Source organism: Pedobacter soli, assembly GCF_900101435.1.
Lineage (GTDB): Bacteria > Bacteroidota > Bacteroidia > Sphingobacteriales > Sphingobacteriaceae > Pedobacter > Pedobacter soli.
In genome coordinates, this window is the sequence record NZ_FMZH01000001.1 from 683,920 (window position 1) to 707,535 (window position 23,616).

The 23,616-nt window shown below is 43.1% G+C and carries 19 protein-coding genes; 8 read left to right on the forward strand and 11 right to left on the reverse strand.

The window, feature by feature from the left end; translation table 11 throughout:
- Positions 1-39: 39 nt before the first annotated feature.
- The 3 genes from BLR37_RS02725 to BLR37_RS02735 all read right to left on the reverse strand — a co-directional run bounded on the left by BLR37_RS02725 (position 40) and on the right by BLR37_RS02735 (position 2,939).
- Positions 40-795 carry a carbonic anhydrase family protein gene (locus BLR37_RS02725; RefSeq protein ID WP_090764276.1) on the reverse strand — a complete coding sequence of 252 codons (756 nt, stop codon included), beginning with the start codon at positions 793-795 and terminating at the stop codon, positions 40-42.
- A 29-nt stretch (positions 796-824) separates the two neighbouring features.
- Positions 825-1,268 (reverse strand): pyridoxamine 5'-phosphate oxidase family protein, encoded by a 444-nt coding sequence (locus BLR37_RS02730; protein WP_090764279.1) that lies wholly within the window; start codon positions 1,266-1,268, stop codon positions 825-827.
- 99 nt (positions 1,269-1,367) lie between these two features.
- On the reverse strand, positions 1,368-2,939 hold the full coding sequence (locus BLR37_RS02735) for a L,D-transpeptidase family protein (RefSeq protein WP_090764283.1): 1,572 nt from the start codon (positions 2,937-2,939) through the stop codon (positions 1,368-1,370).
- Positions 2,940-3,235: 296 nt separating this feature from the next.
- Between BLR37_RS02735 and BLR37_RS02740 the strand changes: the two genes are divergently transcribed.
- Both BLR37_RS02740 and BLR37_RS02745 read left to right on the forward strand, forming a co-directional pair.
- Entirely contained in the window at positions 3,236-4,558 is a 1,323-nt protein-coding gene (locus tag BLR37_RS02740) for a paraquat-inducible protein A (protein WP_244154577.1), read from the forward strand.
- Between the two features lie 12 nt (positions 4,559-4,570).
- Positions 4,571-5,914 (forward strand): paraquat-inducible protein A, encoded by a 1,344-nt coding sequence (locus tag BLR37_RS02745; protein ID WP_090764286.1) that lies wholly within the window; start codon positions 4,571-4,573, stop codon positions 5,912-5,914.
- Positions 5,915-5,974: 60 nt separating this feature from the next.
- On the opposite strand, the gene BLR37_RS02750 is transcribed toward BLR37_RS02745, so the two are convergent.
- On the reverse strand, positions 5,975-6,511 hold the full coding sequence (locus BLR37_RS02750; protein WP_090764289.1) for a 2'-5' RNA ligase family protein: 537 nt from the start codon (positions 6,509-6,511) through the stop codon (positions 5,975-5,977).
- Positions 6,512-6,585: 74 nt separating this feature from the next.
- On the opposite strand from BLR37_RS02750, the gene BLR37_RS02755 reads away from it, so the two are divergent.
- Both BLR37_RS02755 and BLR37_RS02760 read left to right on the forward strand, forming a co-directional pair.
- Complete coding sequence (locus BLR37_RS02755) at positions 6,586-8,013, forward strand: SDR family oxidoreductase (protein WP_090764292.1); 1,428 nt, start codon at positions 6,586-6,588, stop codon at positions 8,011-8,013.
- 109 nt (positions 8,014-8,122) lie between these two features.
- The gene (locus tag BLR37_RS02760) at positions 8,123-10,111 is read left to right on the forward strand and encodes a PAS domain-containing sensor histidine kinase (protein WP_090764294.1); all 1,989 of its coding nucleotides are present in this window, start codon (positions 8,123-8,125) and stop codon (positions 10,109-10,111) included.
- Between the two features lie 58 nt (positions 10,112-10,169).
- Here the strand turns inward: BLR37_RS02760 and BLR37_RS02765 are convergent, their stop codons facing one another.
- The gene (locus tag BLR37_RS02765) at positions 10,170-10,553 is read right to left on the reverse strand and encodes a hypothetical protein (protein ID WP_167356539.1); all 384 of its coding nucleotides are present in this window, start codon (positions 10,551-10,553) and stop codon (positions 10,170-10,172) included.
- A 508-nt stretch (positions 10,554-11,061) separates the two neighbouring features.
- On the opposite strand from BLR37_RS02765, the gene BLR37_RS02770 reads away from it, so the two are divergent.
- Positions 11,062-12,165 (forward strand): AI-2E family transporter, encoded by a 1,104-nt coding sequence (locus tag BLR37_RS02770; RefSeq protein WP_090764301.1) that lies wholly within the window; start codon positions 11,062-11,064, stop codon positions 12,163-12,165.
- A gap of 396 nt (positions 12,166-12,561) precedes the next feature.
- Here BLR37_RS02770 and BLR37_RS02775 read toward each other — a convergent pair whose 3' ends face one another.
- The 3 genes from BLR37_RS02775 to BLR37_RS02790 form a co-directional block, all read right to left on the reverse strand.
- Positions 12,562-12,924: a response regulator gene (locus BLR37_RS02775; protein ID WP_090764304.1), complete on the reverse strand. Its 363-nt coding sequence runs from the start codon at positions 12,922-12,924 to the stop codon at positions 12,562-12,564.
- Entirely contained in the window at positions 12,917-14,470 is a 1,554-nt protein-coding gene (locus tag BLR37_RS02780; RefSeq protein ID WP_244154578.1) for a sensor histidine kinase, read from the reverse strand. The genes BLR37_RS02775 and BLR37_RS02780 overlap by 8 nt, the downstream gene beginning before the upstream one ends.
- Before the next feature lie 417 nt (positions 14,471-14,887).
- Positions 14,888-17,836, reverse strand: a complete 2,949-nt coding sequence (locus tag BLR37_RS02790) for a sensor histidine kinase (RefSeq protein WP_208599585.1) — start codon at positions 17,834-17,836, stop codon at positions 14,888-14,890.
- Between the two features lie 225 nt (positions 17,837-18,061).
- On the opposite strand from BLR37_RS02790, the gene BLR37_RS02795 reads away from it, so the two are divergent.
- Positions 18,062-18,421 carry a response regulator transcription factor gene (locus BLR37_RS02795; protein ID WP_039471826.1) on the forward strand — a complete coding sequence of 120 codons (360 nt, stop codon included), beginning with the start codon at positions 18,062-18,064 and terminating at the stop codon, positions 18,419-18,421.
- Positions 18,422-18,468: 47 nt separating this feature from the next.
- Here BLR37_RS02795 and BLR37_RS02800 read toward each other — a convergent pair whose 3' ends face one another.
- Positions 18,469-19,854, reverse strand: a complete 1,386-nt coding sequence (locus tag BLR37_RS02800; RefSeq protein WP_090764309.1) for a serine hydrolase domain-containing protein — start codon at positions 19,852-19,854, stop codon at positions 18,469-18,471.
- 243 nt (positions 19,855-20,097) lie between these two features.
- Between BLR37_RS02800 and BLR37_RS02805 the strand changes: the two genes are divergently transcribed.
- Together BLR37_RS02805 and BLR37_RS02810 are read left to right on the forward strand one after the other, a co-directional pair.
- On the forward strand, positions 20,098-20,667 hold the full coding sequence (locus BLR37_RS02805; protein WP_039471830.1) for a Crp/Fnr family transcriptional regulator: 570 nt from the start codon (positions 20,098-20,100) through the stop codon (positions 20,665-20,667).
- A gap of 79 nt (positions 20,668-20,746) precedes the next feature.
- The gene (locus BLR37_RS02810) at positions 20,747-21,484 is read left to right on the forward strand and encodes an SDR family oxidoreductase (RefSeq protein WP_090764312.1); all 738 of its coding nucleotides are present in this window, start codon (positions 20,747-20,749) and stop codon (positions 21,482-21,484) included.
- A gap of 156 nt (positions 21,485-21,640) precedes the next feature.
- Here the strand turns inward: BLR37_RS02810 and BLR37_RS02815 are convergent, their stop codons facing one another.
- Complete coding sequence (locus BLR37_RS02815; RefSeq protein ID WP_090764315.1) at positions 21,641-22,558, reverse strand: helix-turn-helix domain-containing protein; 918 nt, start codon at positions 22,556-22,558, stop codon at positions 21,641-21,643.
- 37 nt (positions 22,559-22,595) lie between these two features.
- Positions 22,596-23,498, reverse strand: a complete 903-nt coding sequence (locus tag BLR37_RS02820; protein WP_090764321.1) for an SDR family oxidoreductase — start codon at positions 23,496-23,498, stop codon at positions 22,596-22,598.
- Between the last annotated feature and the right edge of the window lie 118 nt (positions 23,499-23,616).

Consider the following 23,616-nt stretch of genomic DNA (forward strand, 5'->3'; position numbering starts at 1 on the left):
AGCCCGCCGTAACCTTCTCTGGGGGAACCGTAGGGAATTTTAATTAAAGAACTCAACTTTACCGGAGTTCATATCATAAACTCCACCAATAATCTTAATCTTTCCGCTTTTTTCCATCTCATTCAATATGGGGCTTTTTTCACGGATCAGACGAATAGATTCCTTTACGTTTTCATCACATACGGCCGCAACAAAATCTGGATTTGAAGATGTTGTTTTTCCCTTGAAAGAAGCCTTCGCATGCTGAACGGCGGGTTGTATTTTCGCTAAAAGCGAGGTAATATTACCCAATTTTACATCATCAATTGCCGATTTAACCGCACCACAATATTCATGTCCCAATACCACGATCAGCTTAGCGCCTGATACTTTACAAGAGTACTCCAGGCTACCTAAAATATCATCATTGATAATATTTCCTGCTACCCTGGCTACAAAAAGATTTCCGATTCCACTATGGAATACATCTTCTACCGGCACACGGGAATCCAGGCAGGATAAAACAACTGCCTTAGGATATTGCCCAAGCGATGCCCTCCTAACCCTTTCGGTGCTATTCCTGATCGTAAGATTGTCCTCCGTAAAATCCTTATTCCCATTTTTCATACGTTGCAGCACACTATCGGGAGTAAGTTTCTCTTGTTGTTCTGATGTGAGCGCCTCGGAGATAAGAATATCTGCTTTGGGAACAACCACAGTATCGACATTATTTGACTGGGCTTTCTTTTCAGCTGTTTGATTACAAGCTCCTAACAAAAGTGTTCCGATTATCCCCAGCGTATAAATTTTTCTCATGTGTTTTTTTATTTACACCATTATTATACTTACAAATCCGGATGCGCCTCAAACCGGCCTGTACCCTCTTTGATATTAATCCGGTAAACGATAATATTGGCACGCTCGGCCGGATCAATTCCATGAGAAGGCCCCTGGGATGAAGCATCTGTTAAAGGCATAATCTTATGGATAATTCCTTGCATGGCCTGCTGCCGTTCCTCTCCCTGTAGTTCTTCAAATTTTCCCCAAACAATTACACTTTTCCAGCGAAAGGTATCTTCAATCTGGTCGACCTGAAAACATACTTCCGGATTTGCCCGCAGCATATCCAATTTCTTTCCCTTTGCCGAATGGGCATAGATAGCGTTATCGTGATAGATATAGTTTATCGGTACGATGTAAGTCTCGCCCTCGCTATGGCAGCCCAACCGGCCAATTACCTGATTTTCCAGCAGTGCAACGATCTCTCCTTTATTTAGATTTCCCAGCATATCCTGTTTTGTTTTTCTATGGTTAAATTTGTCTTTAAAATAAAGCTATCAATAAAGCCCGTTTTATCCAATAGCGGATTAAAAAAATCAGGCAGTATTTTATTGCATCAACATCTCAAGCAAACGCCCATCGCGCTGATAGACATCATCCCTAAAATTCAATTCGCCGGCCGAATCTACATAGGCTGTAAAATAGCCGATGTAAACCGGAACTTTATTTTTTAATGGAATCCATTGCTCTTTTCCACCCTTCATCGCAGCATCAATATTTTTCGAGGTCCATTTGGGTAATAACAGCTCTGCAAGCTCCTTTGGTTTTTCAACCCTGATACAGCCATGACTAAAGGCCCTGACATCTTCTTTAAATAAAGGTTTACTCGGGGTATCATGTAAATAAATATCGTTTACATTGGGGAATATAAACTTTACCAGGCCCAATGAGTTATCGGCTCCCGGTTTCTGCCTTACCTTGCCATCGTTCCACTCCATCCGATGCCGGTCGAGATAAGCCGGATTATTTTTCATAGCTGGCAGGATTTCCTTTTTGATGATGCTTTCGGGCACATACCAATAAGGGCTGAAAACGATATATTGTAAATTTCCTTCAAAAATAACCGTCTGATTCATTGCCTTTCCAACTACAACCTTACAGCCCCAGCTGAGCTTGTTATTTTCATAGTAATACAGCTGGTAGGCGGGTATGTTAACCAAAATAAACTTAGCGCCATGATCTCCCAGCGGAATCCACCTCATGCGTTCTAAATTGATCATCATCTGCTGTATGCGGCTGTGCAGCGGAACATTGATTTCTTTTAAAAAGCCTTGACTGATGGAAAAATCGGCGCGGATGCCATGCCTTTTTTTAAACCGCACTATGGCATCTGCCAGGGGCTGATCGTACACGCTGTCGGGTGTTTTAACTTTTAGATCGCCCAACTGGAATAACCGTTCGCGCAGCTTAGCAAGCGCCGCTGATGTATCTCCTACTCTTATTTTTTTAAACAGTGTATCATTGGCTACCCACACATCTTTTTCCTTTTTTTCCAGTTGCTGATAAAAGTTGAGCATTTTGCGCAGGGCGATATATTGGGGGATCACTGCCTCCTGCTCTATCTCGCTGGAAGGGCTTTTGAGCTGTTTGGCAAGCAACTGGGCATAGGAAAGTTTTTTCGCCTGTAAATACCAACCGAGATCTTTAGCTTTGGTAAGTTCTGAACCTCCCAGCCTGTTTTTTGAATAGCTAAAGTATTGGGCAGTTAACATCAGCTCTAAGGCCAGCAAAGGCTTCAGGGGTTTCACTTTCTGCTGATCAATCAAGGTAAAGAATTCGTCGGCGTATACTTGTTTCTTCAGTACCCCATCATTTTCCCTCGCATGGATCTGCCCTGCTAAATGCTGGGCTCCTTCAATTATCCCTTTTGTATCAAACCAGGCGTAGCGGAAGTTTCTTGAGGCATAAAATGTTCTGAAATCCTCTTTAAATTCCTTAAACGCCGGTTTATTAACCAGAAAGCTATCAATCATCAAAGTATCAAGCACCAGTAAGGAGGTATCGACTAAAGGTTCAGCTACTTTTGCTGTATTTACTGTTTGCCTTTCTTTCTTTTTTCCATTGCCTGTACAGGCCACTGCGGTTAGCAGGGAAAGCCCGAGCACGATGTATTTTACCATATAATCCTGAAAATATACAAAACTTAGCTATGATCTTCAAATAAGCAATACTTTTTGAAAATTCGCGTCCTGGGCTAGCGGTAATTCGTTACCAGCCAGGCACTAAATGCAAATCACGCTGGTAAGGTAGTTTGCATGTTTCCGCAGCCAAATTTGCCTGGATAAACTTCTCCCTGCATCGTCCTGTCTGCTTTCAGTTCATTTTAGCAGATCGGCATAAAACTTTTTTCAAAAATGCATGTTTAAATGCCAATAGTTCCTATCCAGGAGATTTAACCACCTTCATAACGCTAAGATTGGAAAAAATAATCGACAAGACCACAGCCGGTAAACTTAGCCACCGCATTTTGCTGATTTTTGCACTGGCCATACTGCTTGCAGCCGAAGGCTTTTTCGGCTACAGTTTGCATCAGTTGTCAGAAAGGCAGGAACAAATTAAACACGATTATTCCAGGGTAAACAACATTACTTATGGGCTGTTTTCTGTACAACAATGGAAAGATAAGGTTGCAGCTATTGTTCATCATCAGGTTTCCGGGCTTAAAATAACCCGCAAGCAAAAAAAAGTGCTTCAGGGCGAAGTCGAACAGGTACTCCTTGCACTTATTGATAAGGCCGAAGCCCTGGTAAACAAACCCAAAAAAACCATCAGTGGTAAGATTCAGAAGTTTGCCATCAAAAATTTTGTGAATTCGGATAGTATCCGTGCGCAGGTCCCCTCCTTTGCCCGAAAAATTATCGCCGAAATTGATAATCCCAAAAACAAAAAGCAACTTGGACGTATGGCTTTGGGCGAATTTAATGAAATAGCCAAAGAAGAAAGCCAGGATACCGCATTTGTTGCCAACAATGCGATAATGAAAAAAATTTACAACAGTTATGGTGTATCCTCTAATGCACAGCTGAACCAAAAGCTCAGTAGCTCATTAATTAACATCAGGAAACAAACCTATGCCTACTGTTTTGGCATGTTAAGCTGCGTTATTGTGGTGCTTGCATTTTGGTGGCTGTTACGCAGGCGCACAGATTTACATGCAACACTTTTCATCATGTCCTTGCTTTTTGCATTTATCCTGCTGGGCGTAGGCCTTACCGCATCGATGATCGAAGTTGACGCCAGGATTCGTTCTCTGGATTTTGTTTTACTCGGAGAGCATGTGGTATTTAACGATCAGGTACTCTTTTTCCAGAGCAAGAGTATTATGGATGTAGTTCGCGTACTCATTAGCCAATCGGCAATAGATTCGGTTCTGGTGGGTGTATTGATCCTGGCTTTCAGTATCCTTTTCCCTGTTGTAAAACTAACTTCAACCGGTGTGCACCTGCTGGGCGGAAAACGTTGGGCAGAAAACAGGATAATCAGGTATTTTGCTTTTCAGTCTGGAAAATGGAGCATGGCAGATGTAATTGTTATTGCAATTTTAATGGCATACATTGGGCTCAACGGACTTCTTGAAAACCAGTTGCGGGCATTGAATATCAACAACGACTCGCTTACGATCCTGACCACCAATAACACGGCCCTGCAACCAGGCTACATTATTTTTATCTGTTTTGTACTTTATGGGTTGATCCTTTCTACAATCCTTAAATCTATTACTCCGCACGATGTGCATTAAATCTGTAAATTAATGAGCAATTTGCAAAAAGATACGACCAATACCAACCATACAGCATCCGGGGGATCCAGATCAGCTTCTTTTTTGCTGATTGCGATGCTTTCACTTCTCCTGGTGGCAGCTGCATATTGCGGCTACCGGTTCAGGGCGCTTGCCTACGAGCAGAAGCATATTAAAGAAGATTACAGTCTTTCAAACAACATCACCTTCGGTATATTTTCGGTAGACCGCTGGGGCGATAAAATATCGGCTGTGGTCGACAGACGGGTAAAGGGCTTTAAGCTGACCAAAAACCAGAAAGCAGATATGCAACAAGAGGTTGAAAAACAGTTGCACGGCATGGTTGACAAGGCAGTTGCAGAAGTTACAAAACCCCAGAAAGGGCTTGGTGCGAAACTCAAAAAACTTGCCTTCAATACCTTTGTTGATGTAAAAGAAATACATGCATTGGTCCCTTCTTTCTCCCGCACCATTGTTACCAAAGTAACCAGCCCTGCGAGCCTGAAAAAATTAAAATCTGTAGCAACAGGGAAACTCGATGAGCTGGAAGCACAAACTTACGACCGGAGCGATCAAACCATCTCTTCGGTTGAGCATAGTATATATCAAAAATACAAAGTCAGTAATTCAGCCGCTTTCGATAAGGTTATCAAGGCTAAACTTAGTTACATTAAAGATTTAAGCTACCGGTATGCAATTGGCATGACTGCCTCCATTGCCATTGCCCTGTTGCTCTGGTTATGGCTGCGCAAACGGGTAAACCTCGAAGTCCAGCTTTTTATTATTTCATTGCTTTTTGCCTTCACGCTACTTGCAGTAGGCGTATCCTCCCCTATTATTGAGGTCGATGCCAGAATTCAAACCTTAGAGTTTGCATTACTTGGCGAAAAACTTGTTTTCTCTAATCAGGTGCTCTTTTTTCAAAGCCAGAGCATACTCGGAGTAATCGGCACGCTGGTAGAACAACCTAAACCCGACGCAATATTGGTGGGGGTATTGCTGATGCTCTTCGTGGTGATACTCCCCTTGCTACGCCTGATCGCACGGGGTTTACAAGTTTCTTGCAGCGAACTACTGGGTAATTCGAAATTCGTCCGTTTTCTGGCTTTTGATTTAGGCAAATGGGATATGGCAGATGTGATGGTAGTTGGGATAGCCATGACCTATATCGGCCTTAATGGAATTTTAAAAAGTCAGCTTTCAGGACTTAATATCACCAGCGATACGCTAAAGGTGGTTACAGCGAACAATTCGGCCCTGCAGCTTGGCTTCTTTATTTTTGTAGCCTATGTAGCTTATAATATCATTTTGTCAGCTATACTTAAGCGTATAGATGAGCAAAATGGCCCCTGCTAGAAGACTTTTTTGAACAGCGCAACTTAAGGAAACCGGATAAGGATGAAGCAGTAAACGACTTTAAAGCCTTTTCTCAGCACTAAAAGGATAATGTTGATAGTGGCTCCATGGTCCTTCTAAATAATGCCACAGGTCTAGTCCGGTGATATAGATTTCAAAAGGTTCGAAATCCGGCGCCAATGCCAGCAACAAACTTCTGGCCCGCTCTGGACTGACTTTATTTTGTATGGTGACATGTGGACGCAAAGGTTGCTGATCCTGTGCACTTAGCAACCCTCTGAATTCCTGTTGCAATTTTTGGTGAACCAACTGAAGTTCCTGACATTCGATAAAATAGGCAATACCATAACCGATACTTTTTACCGCCTTCACGTTTGCTTTAATGGTATCATGAGTTATACAGCGAAGCACATGTAAAGTATGTCCGCTATCCGGAAGTTGATGAAAAAGGGTAAGATGGGCATTGAGGAAGTTTCTCTCAGGCGGAAAATAGCATTTTCGCATCCGATCGAAAAAAAGCTGGCTTTGCGTATCAAGCCTGGCTGTTAAGATACAGGTACTCCTGCTAACAGGTACTATTTTATTAATATTTTCCATTCGCTTGTTTCAGCCTTTGTGTTTTTTCAGGTTTGAATTTACAACAAAACGGCACCTGTTTTTGTTGACAGGGTATGAAGATTCTCCTAACTGGTGCCACAGGCTATATCGGAAGACGGCTAATGCCCGTGCTGGTTGAAATGGGCCATCACCTGGTTTGCCTGATTAGAGATCAAGCCAGGCTCGATATTTCAGCTTTTAAACCAGGACAAGTAGAAGTAGTTGAAGCAGATTTATTGAAAGGAGAATCATTGGATTTGCTTCCTCCGGATATCGATGCAGCATACTATCTGGTACATTCGATGAGTTCAGGAAGCGATTTTAGTGACAGCGAATTGCGTTCTGCCCGTAATTTTGTCTCCTATCTTGATCAAACTTCTGCCAGCCAGTTGATTTATCTTTCGGGGATTATCAATGAAAAGAAGCTTAGCAGACATCTGCAGAGCCGGAAAGCAGTGGAAGAGCAACTAAACATGGGAAATGTGCCTTTAACGGTTTTACGCGCCGGTATCATTATTGGTTCTGGAAGTGCTTCTTTTGAGATTATAAGGGATCTGGTAGAAAAGCTTCCGGTAATGGTAGCCCCAAAATGGCTTAAGACTCGTTGTCAGCCTGTTGCCATCCGAAATGTAATCGATTTTTTGACCGGGGTACTGGGTAAAAGTGAAACCTTTGGGCAGCATTACGACATTTATGGTCCGGATTTACTCACCTACAAGGAGATGCTGATACAATTTGCCGGGGTTCGCGGTTTAAAACGAAAAATAATCATTGTGCCGGTATTCACCCCCCGGCTCTCCTCCTACTGGCTGTATTTTGTAACCTCTACTTCTTACGCATTGGCCAAAAACCTGGTAGACAGTATGAAAATAGATGTCATTCCTCAAAAGAACTCACTCAGTAAGGATTTAGGTATCAGGCTAATCCCATATAAAAAAGCTATTTCTATGGCCTTTGAAAAGATTGAGCAAAACCTGGTGCTATCGAGCTGGAATGATGCCGGCGACAACCGGATCTTCAAAAAAGGATTATCGGTGCATATCGAAGTACCCAAATTTGGGGTATTTCAGGATAAACAGCAGATGCAAGCAAAGGATGCAGAAGCAGCCTTAAACCGCATTTTTGCCATTGGAGGTAAAAATGGCTGGTATTATGCGAACTGGTTATGGGATTTACGTGGTTTTTTGGATAAACTTTTCGGAGGGGTTGGCTTGCGCAGGGGCAGAAAGAACGCTTCGCAAACTTCTCCCGGAGAAGCACTGGATTTCTGGCGGGTGATTTTGTCTTCCAGACAGCAACGGCGGCTGTTATTGTATGCTGAAATGAAGCTGCCTGGTGAGGCCTGGCTCGAATTCTGCATCGACGAGCAAAACGTAGTGCACCAGACAGCCACTTTCAGGCCACTGGGCATTAGCGGCAGATTATACTGGCTGGCTATGTTGCCTTTTCATTATTTCATATTCAGGGGAATGCTCAGTAAAATTGTTTCAACGGAGCAGTAATGTACTGCCGCGGGTTTAGCCGGTATTATTGATCATGTACTCTTAAAGGTGGTACTAAAAAACTAAACAATTAAGGTGTAAATCTTGTTGATTTATATCTTTGCACACCATGAATCCTGCGGACCACACACTTTTTGACCAATTTAGTGATAGCATGCTGATTGCTGCGCTCCAGACCTCGAGCGATGCCACCGCTATTTATATCAATGAAGATCTGCTGATCAGATTTGCTAATGATGCAATGCTTTCCATTTGGGGAAAGGACAAAACGATTATCGGTAAAACCCTTGCCGCAGCACTTCCCGAACTTGAAGGGCAGCCATTTGTTGCTATTTTACAGCGTGTATGGCATACCGGGATAACCTATTCCGTATCAGATACTCCTGCCTCACTTGTAGTTGATGATATCCTGCAGGAATTTTATTTCGATTTTGAGTACAGAGCAATTCAGGATCAATCCGGACGCACCCTGTGCATTATTCATACTACCAAAGATGTTACCCAAAGAAGAGAACATCTTTTAAGAATTGCAGAAAAAGAAGCAGAAGAACAAGCCCTTAATGAGGAGATGGCAGCCACTATGGAAGAGCTGACTTCTACCAATGAAGACCTTAACCGTTCGCTCGTTGATCTTGCCGACAGCAGAGAACAATTGCGCACGCTCATTGCCCAGGCACCTGTAGGTATCTGCGTTTTGCAGGGACCCGAACATGTTATTGATATCGCTAATGAAAAGATCCTGAAAATCTGGGGACGTACTGAACAGGATGTTATTGGAAAAATCCACGAGCTTGCCCGTCCCGAACTGGCAGGTCAGCCCATGTTTGCATGGCTGGAAAAGGTTTTCCAAACTGGCGAGCCCCGGATAAACAGGGAGCTGAGTGTTAACCTTTACACACCGAATGGTACACGCGAGGCAGTAGTTAATTCGATGTATCAACCCATTAGGTCCTCGCGCGGAGAAATTACCGGTATACTTTGCATCCTTGAAGAGATTACCGAACAAATGGCAGCACGTGCCGCACACGATAAAAATCAACAGATGCTGAAGATGGCGATTGAGGCCGGAGAGCTGGCTACATTTTACTACGAGTCTGCCACCAATACTTTTTCAGGTAATGCCTTATTAAAAGCCTGGTTCGGCCTTTCAGAAGACGAGCAAATTGACCTCTCTAATGCCCTTGATGTAATCGTATCAGAAGACCGCGAACGTGTGATTAAGGCCATATCGGCCGCACTTGATGGAGAGCAGGATGGCCATTATGAGATCGAATATCAGATCCAGACTCCAGGGCAACAACCACGGACTTTACAGGCGCTTGGGAAAGTATTTTATGATCTGGCCGGTAACCCGACAAGTTTGAACGGAACATTACGCGATGTTACCGAGCAGAAAAAAGACGAACAACGTAAGGATGATTTTATCGGCATGGTGAGCCACGAGATGAAAACACCTGTTACTTCGCTGAAAGCTTACCTGCAGTTGATTAAACGAAACGCTATTCAGAACGACGATGTTTGGCTGGGATCTACCAGTGATAAAGCCCTTAAACAAATCGGCTACATGACTTCAATGATTAATGGATTCCTGAACGTATCCAGGCTGGAATCAGGAAAAATGGCCATCGATTATAGTCATTTTGATGCTCAGGAGCTTTTTTCGGAACTGGAAAACGAACTGTCGGCCAATATACATACCCACAGGCTTTCGTTTATTGAAGGAGGCGCTTTGCCTGTTTACGGTGATCGCGAGAAACTCGCTCAGGTGATTAAAAATCTGGTTGGTAATGCGGCAAAATATTCGCCGGTGGGTTCTACCATCACAATAGGTTACAAACGTTCAGCAGAAAATGAGTTATTTATGTGGGTCGAAGATCAGGGAATGGGCATAGCTGAAGAAGACCAGCCCCATATTTTCGAACGTTACTACCGGGTTAAAAACACCAGTATGGGATCTATTGCCGGTTTTGGGATTGGACTTTACCTCTGTAAAGAAATTATTGACAGGCACTCTGGATCAATTGAGGTTGAAAGCGAACCGGAAAAAGGATCACTTTTTAAAGTTACCTTGCCCATTAATACTCAATTGATGAACTAAAACTGGCCAAAAGGATAAGTGGTTGCTTTGCTCTGGCCTACGAAGGCGAGCCTGTGACTTAAATTCCCAAATCGAAAATAACGGGCAGAAGATTAAGACTTAAAAGCGATGTTAACTTACCAAAAATACGTTTAAGGTTGAATCCGACAATGGTGGCCAGCAGGAAAGCAATCAGTCTGATGGTACCAATAATGGCCTGAGGTAGTTCCTTCAATCCGTTTTGCCAGCTCTTTTTCTTTAGCCTGGCTGCAACCGGCGCTAAATACTCAATCAGCTTTTCATTGCTGGTGGCGTAACCTAAAGGAGCAGAATCATCCTTTATTATCACGCCATAATGGGCTCCGTTCACAGCAATTGCATATGCACCGCCTGAAAGCATAACATCAATCTGGCAAGCTGTGGGCGTGTCCCTTAAATAGTGTTGAAATGAAAAACTGTCCATAGCAAATATCGGCTTAAACCTGTTAATATGGGCGCATAATTGTTCATATACGAGCAGCAAACTACTTAACCGGAAAAGCGATTGCACACTTTTCCCGACCGGTAAACAGTTTCACTCGTATTGATAGCGGATATTTTGACAACTATGTAACCTTGATTTTCAGGTTAGGGCAAAACTAATCATTTTAGTTTACCTTATACAATTTTCCTTTAAACCTGTTAATTTTCTAAGTCAATTCACGAAAATAATGGGAGTAAAAACCTTTCTAAAGATATATTTCTCTTTACAGTAAACAAAAAGTTACATCCTATGTTAACTAGCAAGATGTAAACAGAATGGACAAGGTTTCTATTAGAAACTTTGCTGTTTTTAGGAAACAAGACTGTAAAATAACTGAGTTGAAAACATTAACTCAACCAACAGTTTAAAACAGTGTTTGAGAGACTAACATTTTACTTGAATTGATACTTGAAACCGCTTATTTAGTAATTTTAAATACGTTTATCCTATGAGAAAAGAATACCCGTTTTATATCAAAGCACCTGTTATATTACTTGGACTGGTGATCATGGTGTTTATCCTGAGCGTGCTCAGGGATATCCTGGTGCCACTGGCCTTTTCTGTGCTGATTGCGATTTTGCTCAACCCTCTGGAAGTTCGTTTGGAACGAAAGTTACCCAAAATCGTAGCAATAATAATTTCGATGCTCATTGCCTTACTCGTTCTTGCTGGTATAGCTTATTTCTTATCCTCGCAGATTTCGCACTTTTTTGATAACATCGATGCGATGAAGCAAAAGTTTACTGAACTACTCAGTAACGGCCAATCCTGGCTCGAAAAAACTTTCGGCATTGCCACTCAAAAGCAAACTGAAATGATTAACGAGGCTGCAAATAACAGTAAAGCAGTAATCGGACAAACTTTAAGTGGTGCCCTGGGCGTATTGAGCGTAGTTTTCCTGATCCCGGTCTATACGTTCCTCATCATGCTTTATAAAGCTTTGATATTAAACTTTTTATACGAGGTATTCTCTACTGAAAATCAGCTTAAGGTAGGTGAAATTCTGGCTGAAACGAAAGGGGCCATCCAAAGTTATATTGTAGGCTTATTAATTGAGACTGGCATTGTTGCAATTATGAATTCTTGTGCATTATTGATTCTGGGCGTGCCTAATGCCATTTTGATTGGTGTAATTGGGGCCATACTCAACCTGCTACCATACATTGGTGGAATCATTGCCATAGCGCTACCGGTATTAATGGCGACTGTAACTTTCGATGGTTTTACCACCCAGTTACTTATCATCGGCGCTTACGCTTCGATTCAGTTTATTGACAATAATTTACTTGTGCCAAAAATTGTATCTTCCAAGGTTCAGATTAATGCGCTGATTTCGATTGTAATCGTTCTATTGGGTGCAGCATTATGGGGTATTCCAGGGATGTTTCTTTCCATTCCATTTGTAGCGGTGCTGAAGATTATTTTTGACCGTGTGGAAGGACTTAAACCATGGGGCAAACTTTTAGGTGATAATATACCTACTGAACACCTTGGGCAGCTTAAAAGATTAACCAGGCGAAGAAAGGCATTGGTATCTACCAGTAAGGGATGATAATCAATACTTCAACGCTTTGAAGAAATCAGACCGCTTTCAATCTTCGGTGATGAATTTGCTAAAAGCAATGGAAAGTTTAAATATTTATTTTAGGTAATGGATAATATTCGCAAAGATAATCCGTATACATTATTGAGAGCGTTAATTTAGATGAACGGGAACAGTCGGTAAGATTGTTTCCGTTTTCTTTTTTTAAACAGCGCTCCTCTCCTCAACGGTATAGATTTCGTAGCATGGTGTTTGAGTTGTGATGATACAATTAAAGTATAAACCAGGAATTAAGACAAAACGAAAACTTTAAACTCAATAATCGGTAGCTATATTAAGCTGTTTATGATTATCCATATTACGGATAAAGGCATCTTAAAGTACAAGCCGGATGTGAATATTTTTTTAATTGAGCAACGCATCTACCGATTCGACAATATTGCCCAAATCGAAGGGTTTGGCAATAAACTGATCAGCACCGGCAGCAGTTGCAATCTGCTCCCCGTCGCGGCTGGCTGAGATGACGATAACCGGTAATTTATCGTGCTGTGGATGGCTTCTTAATTGCCTGAGTACATCCTGACCAGAAAGTCTGGGCATCCACAAATCGAGGATAAGCAGGTCTGGCTGCACTTTGTCAATAACTTCCTGAACTTTCAGGCTGTCATTCACCGACATCACTTCATGCCCCACCTCTTCCATAATCATTTCCAATACATCAATAATGCCTTCATCATCATCGCAAATCAGGATTTTTTTCTTATCCATGTTGTTCCTTTCCTGCTTTTGGTAAGGTGAAGCTGAATACTGATCCTTTACCGATTTCGCTTTCTACCCAGAGCGTTCCATTATGGTTTTTAATAATCTGATCGCAGATATAAAGACCTATCCCCATTCCCGGAAACTTCTTCTGAATTTCCACTCCACGGTAAAAACGTTCAAAAACTTTTTTGCGGTCTTCCTGGCTCATTCCTAAACCAAAATCTTTAACCGATACCTTTACATACTCGCTTACATTGGCAATATTCACTTCAATTTGCTTTGAATCGGGTGCGTATTTGATGGCGTTTGACAGCAGGTTGGTTACTACCTGCGCAATGTGCGACTCATCGGCAACTACACTAGCTCCGGTTTGGCCTTTAAGCAGAATATTATGGGTTGGCACTGTTGCCCGCATACCATCTACTGCTTCTGCAATCATGGCATCAAAATCGAAGCGGGCCATGTGCAATTCCATATTGCCGCTTTGGATACGCGAAACATCAAGCAATTCTCCGATTAAGGCATTTAACCTTTCTACATATACCGAGACTTTTCCAAAGGTCGACAAAAACTTCTGACTGGCGTTTTCAGGCATCGCGCGCTCCAGCAATTGCACATACCCTTTAATGGTGGTTAAAGGGGTACGCAGCTCGTGGCTGGCTATTGATAGAAAATCATCCTTTCTGTTTTCTACTTCGCGCCTTTCGGTAATATCTTCTATGGCCAGCAGGATCTGGTCTTTAAACTGTCCTTCAAATTCTACTCTGTATGCGTTTAAGAGCATTAGTTTTCTGCCTATATGCGGAAAATCATGTTCAACCTCGAAATCTACTACCGGATTATTGGTTGGCAGGATTTTAATGAGCAGATCGCGCAGTTTGGGAATATCCCACTGGTGGTTACCCAAATCATATAATTGCCGGCCAACGGTTTCTTCCAGACTTACTTTAAAAGTTCTTAAGAAATGGTAGTTTGCACTCAGCACATTGAAATCGGGATCCAGTACCAGCAATCCTTCCCTTACCGTTTCGATGATACTGGAGAGGAAAGCTTCGCTATCTTTCAGGGCCATGGTTCTTTCCCTGATCTTTTTTTCCATCACTGTTTTTTGCTGGCGCAAATCATGTTCAGCATTCTTCCTCCAGGTTACATCGTTCTGAATGCCAATAAAATGAGTAACCTCTCCGGCTTCATTTTTTACAGGGGCCATATAAAGTTCGTTCCAGAAAAGGTCGCCGTTCTTTTTATAATTCCTGATTTCTACCCGGCATTCTTCGCCTTCGGCAATACAATGGGCTAAAATTTCTCTTTCCTTTTGATTGCGGTCCTGGGCTTGCAGAAACCTGCAGTTATGCCCGATAATGTCTTTTCTGGAGTACCCGGTAATATTTTCGAAAGCTTTATTGCAATATATGATAGGATTATCCGGCTGGGTATGATCTGTAATAATCACCCCGGAGTTGGAGGCATCTAATGCCATGGTCATCAGCTGAATATTGGATGCTCCTGCATTTGCTGAAAGGTCAAAATCTCTATTTTTAGCTGTATCCAATTTGATTGTATAATTTGTAAGTGGCTGTTATGTTTAAATGGTGCTTTGAAACACTTAACCCATTTCTGCTGAAATGAATCCTTCATATAACCCCTTCAGGCAGGTTTTGTTTTGCCTTCTTTACAACCAGGGCGCTGCCGGCAAGTAAAACCGGATAGATTTTACAGCTTAAGCCCATTGACTAAATACAGCAAATAGAGATAATTTTATACTTCGTAAACCGCTTTTAATGAGGATTTTACTCATGCAGGAAGTATGCAAATTAAGAAACATTATTTTTTTTTCAAAACAATCGTCTTGCCGGGCTTGTTACCATCCCACATCTACCTTAAATGATCATAAACTTTGGTTAGTTGAAGATCAAACGCGGTTGCTGGTTTTTCCGGCAACCGCTTTTTTATGTATACTGGTTTTATGTTAAACGGCTTCGACTGTAGCCGAATCATTTACCGGCAAAGTAAAGTAGAAGGTAGAGCCTTTCATCGGTTCACTCTCTACCCCAATGCTCCCGCCATGGCGGTTAATGATTTCTGAGCAGAGGTATAAACCAACACCAAATCCCCTGAAACCTTTATTGGCCGATTCGGTACGGTAGAAACGCTTAAATACATGCGCCTGGTCTTCCTTTTTAATGCCAACGCCGTAATCGCGAACATGAATAACCACTTGCCCCTGATTTACCGTGATGGCAATTTCAACTTTGGGTGCTTCCGGCGCGTACTTAACGGCATTAATAAGGAGATTGGTAATTACCTGACCTATTTTTTCACGATCACCTTCAACCTTGAGCAGATCTCCTGCGGTAAAGTGAAGTGTATGGCTGGGTGATGTAGATTGTACATCGGTTACAATTTCGCTAACCAGCTTGTGGATATCGAAATGTTCCCGGTTCAGGTGTAACATCCCTTCATCGAGTTTGCTTACATCCAGAAAATCGTCTACCAGCCTGGCCATCTTCGTAACCTGATAACCTGCCCGCTCAGCTGCATTTGTAATTAGCGGTTGGTTTATGGTTGCAGATTTTTTGGCTATTAACTGTACGTAACCAGAGAGGGCCGTTAAGGGTGTTTTCAATTCGTGGGTAGCTACCGCAACGAAATCGCGCATGCGCCGTTCATTATGGAGCCTCACCCGGTTAATGTTAATTTGTGCCCTTACCTTGCTAAGGAGTTCCTGAGCCGAAAATGGCTTAACAAGGTAATCATCTGCCCCGGCTTCAAGCCCGTCAAACCTGGCTTCTTCGCCCGCCCTTGCCGAGAGAAATATGAGTGGTATCCAATGTTTTTCCTCCCGTTCCCTTATTTTCTTTAACAAGCCCTTACCATCCATTACCGGCATCATAATATCGCTTAAGATTAGCTCAGGAGTAAAGGCATTAAGTTGTTGCAAGGCATCGGCACCATTAACCGCAGTGTAAACGGTAAACTCTCCTTCAAGCAGGCGTTTCAGGTAAGCACGCATATCAGCATTGTCATCTACGATGAGTACTTTAGCCTCAGGCTCATTTTCCTGTAACGGATGGCTTGATTCATCTTCATTACTTTGCAGGCTATATGCTTCGCCAAGCAGCCCAGAAGCTTCCTGCAAAAAGGATTCTCTTAAACCACTCATCAGCCCTTGGTAATCTTTCTGGTGTACCTGCGCTTCGGGCAGATGTGCATTACCCAGCGGGATGTGGATAATAAAAACAGAGCCTTCGCCAAAGACACTCTCTACAGCTATATTACCACCGTGCAAACCTACCAGTTCGCTAACCAACGATAGACCGATACCACTTCCTTCGTGGGTTCTGCCAATAGCGTTTTCGACCCTGTGAAAACGCTCGAACATATGCGGCAGTTCGGATTCGGGTATACCCACTCCGGTATCTGAAACCTTTAAAACCACGTGCCGTTCTTCGGGCAATAGTTCAACCGTTATTTTCCCATTCAGGGTATATTTAAAGGCATTGGAAAGCAGGTTGAGTACAATCTTTTCCCACATCTGGATATCGAGAAAAACTTCGAGCTCAGCCTGAGGGATTTCTACCACAAGTTCCATTCCTGCTTTTTCGATGATGGAGCGGAAACTACTGGCCAGATCAGCTGTAACTTCAACAATATCAACAGGCTGAAAAGCCGCTTTCACCCTACCCGCTTCTACCCGGCTAAAATCAAGCAGGTTATTTACCAGTTTCAGCAAACGCATCGAATTCCGGTGAGAGGAAAGCACAATTTCGCTAATTTCAGGATCAGACATGATGGCCTTATGTTGAAGATCCTCCAGCTGGCCGAGCATCAGTGTAAGCGGGGTGCGGAACTCATGACTTACATTGCTGAAAAAAGCAGTTTTTGAACGGTCTATCGCCGCAAGGGCTTCGGCACGTTTTTGTTCCTGCTCATAGGCATATACATTAGAAACAGCACTACTGAAAGTATTGGCCAGTAGTGAGTAGAACCCGAGGTAATCTTCATCAATTGCCCTTCTGGAACTTACGCCGGCAACGATATAGCCGAATGGTGTTGCTTTTCCTGAAATGAATACCGGCAATATAACTGCCGTATGAGGAGTTTCGGGATAAGGTTGGCAGCTAAAATCGCCAAATCTTGAAGCCAGGTCATCCAATACCAGGGCCGACGAGCTTGCTGCTGCAAGCGGCCAGCTTTGATCGCTACCATCCAGTAATATCTCAGGGATGGTTAAAGCTGGGGCAAGCGCTGTACCTGCTGCGCTTACCAAACCGGCAGAAGCGCCATCGGCAGCTACGCTGTAGAATAATAAAAAAGGTAAATCAGCTACAAAATCCGGTTGTTTTTCGGCAACCAGGCTGCCAATTTCTTCAATGCTTTTGGCTTTGGCCAAAACGGCTGCCATCTCCCGCAGTACCTGGGTCCTGCGCGCGTTAAGCATTTTATCTGTAGTTTCTGTAATGGGATGGAATATACCGCCAACTTCTCCTGATTCATCGCGTATAGGTGCAAATGAAAAGGTCATGAAAGCTTCCTCCAGGTATCCATAACGAAACAGAAACATTTGCTGGTCGGTAATGTAGGTTCCCTCCCCCTGCTGTCCTCGGGTAAATTTATCGCCTACTACTTCCAGTGCCGACTCCCAGCATACCCGAAAGTTCATGCCCATCGACTGCGGGTGCATTGATCCGCAGATTGGACGATACGCATCATTGTAAATCTGGATCGTTTCCGGCCCCCAGGCAATAAGTATGGGAAAAGTTGAAGAAAGGCACAAACTTACCGATGTTCTTAAACTTTGGGGCCAGGTTTCCACCGGGCCAAGTGGATTATCAGACCAGTCCATCGAACGTATTAACGCCCCCATTTCCCCGCCACCAGATAAGAACTGTTCGCTAGAGATGCTATGATTATCCATGAATTTTATAGTTTATAGCGCTAAAGATAGCATAATTAGCATCAATACAGCTTAAATATCATACAACCATCCATTAGCGAAATCAGGATCCTGTTTCATGTAAAAATCGATTTGAGTGTTAAGCCACCAGAAATCTGAAAAACAAGGCACCTCAATAATTTCTTTTTCTATGAACCTAAAACCATTTGGCTTTTTATCTGGTTCTAATGATGTACACGAAATTTTATGAGAAAGAAAGTAATGGTTGTTGAGGATGACCGCGATATCAGAGAAATTATTGGACTGTTGTTAGACCAGGAAGATTATGATGTGAGGCTTTATGCAGATATCAGGAGCTTTAGAAAGGATATGCTTTGGAATGAACCTAACCTGCTGATTATGGATGTGAGGTTGCCTGATGGAAATGGCCATGACCTGTGCAGGGAGGTAAAAACCGATGAGCGAACCAGTAATATTCCGGTTTTGATGATGTCGGCGCATGCTTCAGCACCGGATGGATCTAAAAAATTTGTTCCGGACGATTTTATAGCCAAACCTTTTAACATTGATGAATTTGTTTCCAGAGTGAATGCGGTAGCAAACTAAGAAAGAACTATTCGGTCCTGCAAATCCGAAGCCTCAGCCATCAGCGCTCAATTATTTTTAAGCCTGAGCATCATGCCTGCAGCATTTTTATTTTCAGGATATAGCGATACAGCCGTTTGTAAACTTTCGAGGGCTAAGCTGGTGTTGCCCTTCTTTTCATAACATTCTCCCATTAGCTCATAACCATAAGAGCGGTCCTGGGCTTTTGCATCAAGGACAACGGCCGCTTTAAGTATGGATATTGCATCATCAAACCGTCCTCTCCGCTGGAGGTATTTTGCAGTACTGATCAGGTCGCCTATTTCAAAGCTAAAATCATAAGATTGCTGTCCGGTGCTTTTCAGGCTGTGGTAGTATTCCATCCCTTTTGAAAAATCGGCAAGTATTTTATCACGGATGCTGAGGTAAAGCGATTTTTTCGGTATGGTAAAAGGCTCGTTTTGGAGGATATGGACGATTGCGGTTTTGAGCGGCCATACATTCATTTGCTGGTTATTGGTCATCATCACAATCGATATGCCATCTTTGGCGTTGTGATAAAATGCTGCTTCGTAATTGCTGTTAGAGCCCTGGTGCTGATGAGAGATCAAAGCATCATCATTAAAACTGGTAGTACCCAGACTGCTTTCTCCGCCGGGGAAATTACGACCAAGTTCCCTTAATGCGCTTGCCGGAATTACTTTTCCTGCATCCAGGGTAATCATCCATTTATATAAGTCTCTCACGGGCAGACGTACCCATCCCTTTGTTTGTTGGGCGTAAGGAACGGTTTTTCCTTCCTCGTCAAATGCCCGGGCCATGCCTTTTGCATCTACAGGGTAATCTACCCGGGCATGCTTCATCCCTGCAGCCGGAAAGATATGTGTTTGCAAAAACGTGCTGTAATTCATACCACTAACCATCTCAATAATGCTGCGCTGAAGCGATACATTGATGTGGTTGTAGATATATACTGTTCCGGGTGCAGCTGCAAGCGTTTTGAGGTTTTTCAGGCTTTCTAAAATCAGGCTGTCATTGCCGTCAAGCTCCGGGCCCAGAATGGGGATTGCGCTGGTATAATTGATCAGGTGCCGGATTTTGACTGTTTTTGCCCAAAGTGGAAAGGAAGGAAAATATTTGATCAGTTCATCATCCAGCGATAGCTTGCCATGCTCGCTGAGCCACATAATCGCAGCGCCGTTAAATTCCTTACTAATGGATCCGACATCAAACAGCATTTCTTTGCTCAAAGGTAGCTTTTGTTCAGCATCTGCCAGGCCAAACGACTGTTCATAGATGATCTTGTTCCCTTTTGCAACCAGGATGTTCCCGTTAAATATACCTCGCTGGTGCGCAACCTTCATTAACGAATCAAGCTGATGCTGCTGTTTATTTTGAGCGAATAAGCTCAAAGGAAAAAGGACAAATATCACTAAGGCCGGGCGCATTTTCATAGGTACTTTTCGTATTAGACACCTAACTGTTTAATTAGTTGCAAGGAGGCAGATAATTTTTATCCTTGTTTTAATAGATTCTGTTACCAGTCTTGTTAAGGCCTTATCTCCTGCCCTGCTTTTTGATTTAGTGATACAAGGTTTTGTATAACATCATATTAAAATTACAACTCATCAACAAGCACTGGCTTTTTTTTGCCAAATGGCAAAAGGGCTAAATTTTCCTTTAAGTATATTGCGGCCATGGAAGCACTATTTAACTTTATTTTAAAGTTCGGCAATCTCAACCGGCAACAGATGGATTTTATTGCCAGCAAAGCTAAAACCCTTACGCTGCATAAAGAGGCATACTTTTCGGAAGCTGGCAAAATTGCCAGGCAAGTTGGCTTTATCACCGAAGGCATTCTGAGGGTTTGTTATTACAACAATAAAGGCGAAGAAATTACGAAATATTTTATAGACGAAAATAATCTCGTTGTTGATCTGGAAAGTTTTGACAATGAAATTTGCTCAAGTGCCTATGTGCAGGCAGTTACCGACTGTAAGATGATCGTCTTTTCGCGAAAAGACTGGCTGGAACTGCTGCAAACCATTGTTGGCTGGGATGCCATTGTGCATAAAATTATTTCCAGGGCTTTGATGCAAAAGGTAGAAAGACGAAGCCCACTGGTATCTGAAGATGCAACAACGCGCTACCTTAAATTTATGGAAATTTATCCTTCAGCGGTTAACCGTATCCCACTTGCCTATATTGCGTCCTACCTGGGCGTTACGCAGTCTTCACTGAGCAGGATCAGAAAAAATATCCGCTAAAATCATTATTTGCCAAATGGCAAATGATAGTGGTTTAAAAACATGCAGTTTTACACCATTAATTTAAAACATTTAAAATATGAAAACCGCATTAATTACAGGGGCGAACAGAAGTATTGGCTTTGAGCTTGCCAAACAACTTGCCGGGCAGGGCATATTTGTTTACTTAGGTGCCCGCAGTTTGGCTAAAGGAAACGCTGCTGTACAGGAGTTAAATGAAACCGGGCTTAAAAACCTTAAAGCTATTGAAATAGATGTAACAGATCCCGATTCGATTTACTCTGCAAGCAAAACTATCGAAACTGAGCAAGGAAAACTGGATATTTTGATCAACAACGCCGGTATTTTAGGCGAAAGTCCGCAAGGTGCCGCAACAACAGCAGTTGAAGAGATCAGGAACGTTTTTGACACGAATTTCTTTGGTGTAATCGGGGTTACGCAGGCTTTTCTCGAACTGTTAAAGAAATCGGATAGCCCGCGAATCAGCAATATCACTTCCGGTCTTGGTTCACTCACACTGCACAGCGATCCTGAATGGAAGTATTACCAGGTAAAAACAGCTGCTTATGGTCCTTCAAAATCAGCTCTCAATGCTTATACTATTGTCCTCGCACACGAACTGGCAAACCACAATTTCAAAGTGAATGCAATTGACCCTGGTTACACGGCCACAGATTTTAATAACCACAGCGGGCCAGGAACGGTAGAAAATGCCGCCAGCTTTATACTTAAACATACCTTAACCGATAATAACGGACCTAATGGTAAATTTTTCAGCAACGATATTGAGGATAGTACAGGAATAAGCCCCTGGTAATCGCCCCATTTTTTCGGGTACATTTGTACACTGGAGCACCCTAAAATCTTAATTCCCGTAAAAATTTGGATGCCAGCCTGCTTAAAACAGGTTTGGCATCTGCTACCTAAAGGGTATAAATTAACTAAGGGCAGATGGATGTAACCGACGTTTTGCTCAGTTAAAAGACCTGCGGAATTGCAGTGGCGATACCTTGGTTTTATCTTTAAAAAGTTTACTGAACGACTGTGAATGCTCAAAGCCAAGCTCATAGGCGATTTCGCTGACCGAAAGCCCGGTAGTAGATAGTCTTTCTTTAGCCCTTTCAATCAGCTTATCGTGGATGTGCTGCTGGGTGGTCTGCCCGGTGAGCGACTTTAAGAGACTGCGCATGTACGGCGCTGACATTCCGAGTTTTTCAGATAAATACTGCACGCCGGGCAAACCATTACTGCCCATGCTGTCATTTTGGAAATAGTGTTCAAGCAGCTCATCCAGCTTTTGCAGGAACTGGTGACTTGCCTTACCGCGGGTGATAAACTGCCGCTGGTAGAAACGCTGAGAATAGTTAAGCAGCGTTTCCAGCTGCGAGAGCATGATATCCTGGCTGAATTTGTCGATTCCGGACTGATATTCCTGCCGGATATTATCGATAATCTGCTGAATCTTTGCCTCCTCATCAAGGGAAAGGAATAGTGCCTCGTCGGCCGCATAATCGAAAAACTCGTATTTTCTGATCGAAGTTGCCAGGTTGCTGTTCCATAAAAAGTCCGGATGAACCATCAGCATCCATCCGGTTGGGTTCTTGCCAGCTGCTTCGCGGATTACGCTCAACACCTGGTGTGGCGCCATGGCAAACATAATGCCCTCGTCAAAGTCATAGTCTTTCTGGCCATATCGGTAGTTATGTTCCATATCCCTTTTAACCGATATCACGTAGAAATCGAATATCAGATCCTCCCTTCCACCCTTAATATTTGGGGCCATTTCGCTAAAGTCGACTACGCTGATTAAAGGGTGTTTTGGCGCGGGCAGTCCTCTTAAGGCATGGAACTGGGAGATGGTTTTGAGTATAATGGGCTGGCGATCTGACATTTTACAGCGTATAGATTCGTTGGGTTAAAGATAGGAATTATCGGTCTTTTGGGAAATAAACATCACCATGAAGATCTTCGAGCAGGCTTGGATGCCTTGGGTTCCAGTCCAACATAGCCCTGGTTTGCTGGCTTGAGGTCTGGTTATCGAGTTGTGCAAAATGCGAGAACCAGCTAAAATGTTCAGTTGCCTGCTCTGCAGAAAGTGAAATTAGCGGAACAGTTAACCGCGCTGCAATTACCTCTGCAATATTGCTAAATGGAATACCCTGCTCAGCCACTGCATGGTATCTGGTACCACTCTGAAAAGGTTTTTCCAGGGCCTTGAGGTAAAGTTCTGCTGCATCAAGCCGGTGTACTGCCGGCCAATGGTTCTGCCCGTCAGCAATCATTGCTGAAATTTGTCTTTCCCTCGCCATGTTAATCAGCATGGGTACAAAACCGATCCTGTCGCCTTCTCCGTGTACCGAAGGAGATAACCGGATTACGGCAACTTTTATTCCTTTGCTTACGAGTGCATCGGCTGCGTTTTCTGTTGCTATTCTTGGATGAGGGTGCTGTGCATGGCGGTCGTTTTCGGTGGTAATTCCCTCTGCTGCGAAAAGCGCGGTGCCGGAGGTAATCAGAAATGGTTTCTCCGTTCCGATAAGCGCATCGCCAATGGCGGCAATTATCTTTGCGTCGAGTTTGCACATTTCCTCAAAACGTGAGAAATCGTGTATAAAACCAAGGTGGATAACTGCATCCGCGTTTGCAGCGGCCAATTTGAGGCTTTCGGGGTTACTAAGGTCTCCGTGGTGAACCTGAGCACCGGCTTCCATTAGCTTTTCTGCTGATTTTTCAGAGCGGGCTAAACCTATAACCTGGTGACCTGCATTGATGAGTTGTTGTGTTACTGCTGTTCCGATGAAACCTGTGGCTCCTGTTATAAATACTTTCATTGCTGTTATTTTTTGTTCATCCAAAGTTCGGTGCCAGGCCTGCAGATTTTGTATCCAAAAGTGGATATGTTGTAGCCAAAAAAGAAAGCTATAACAAAAAAAGCAGTTAGGATTTCTA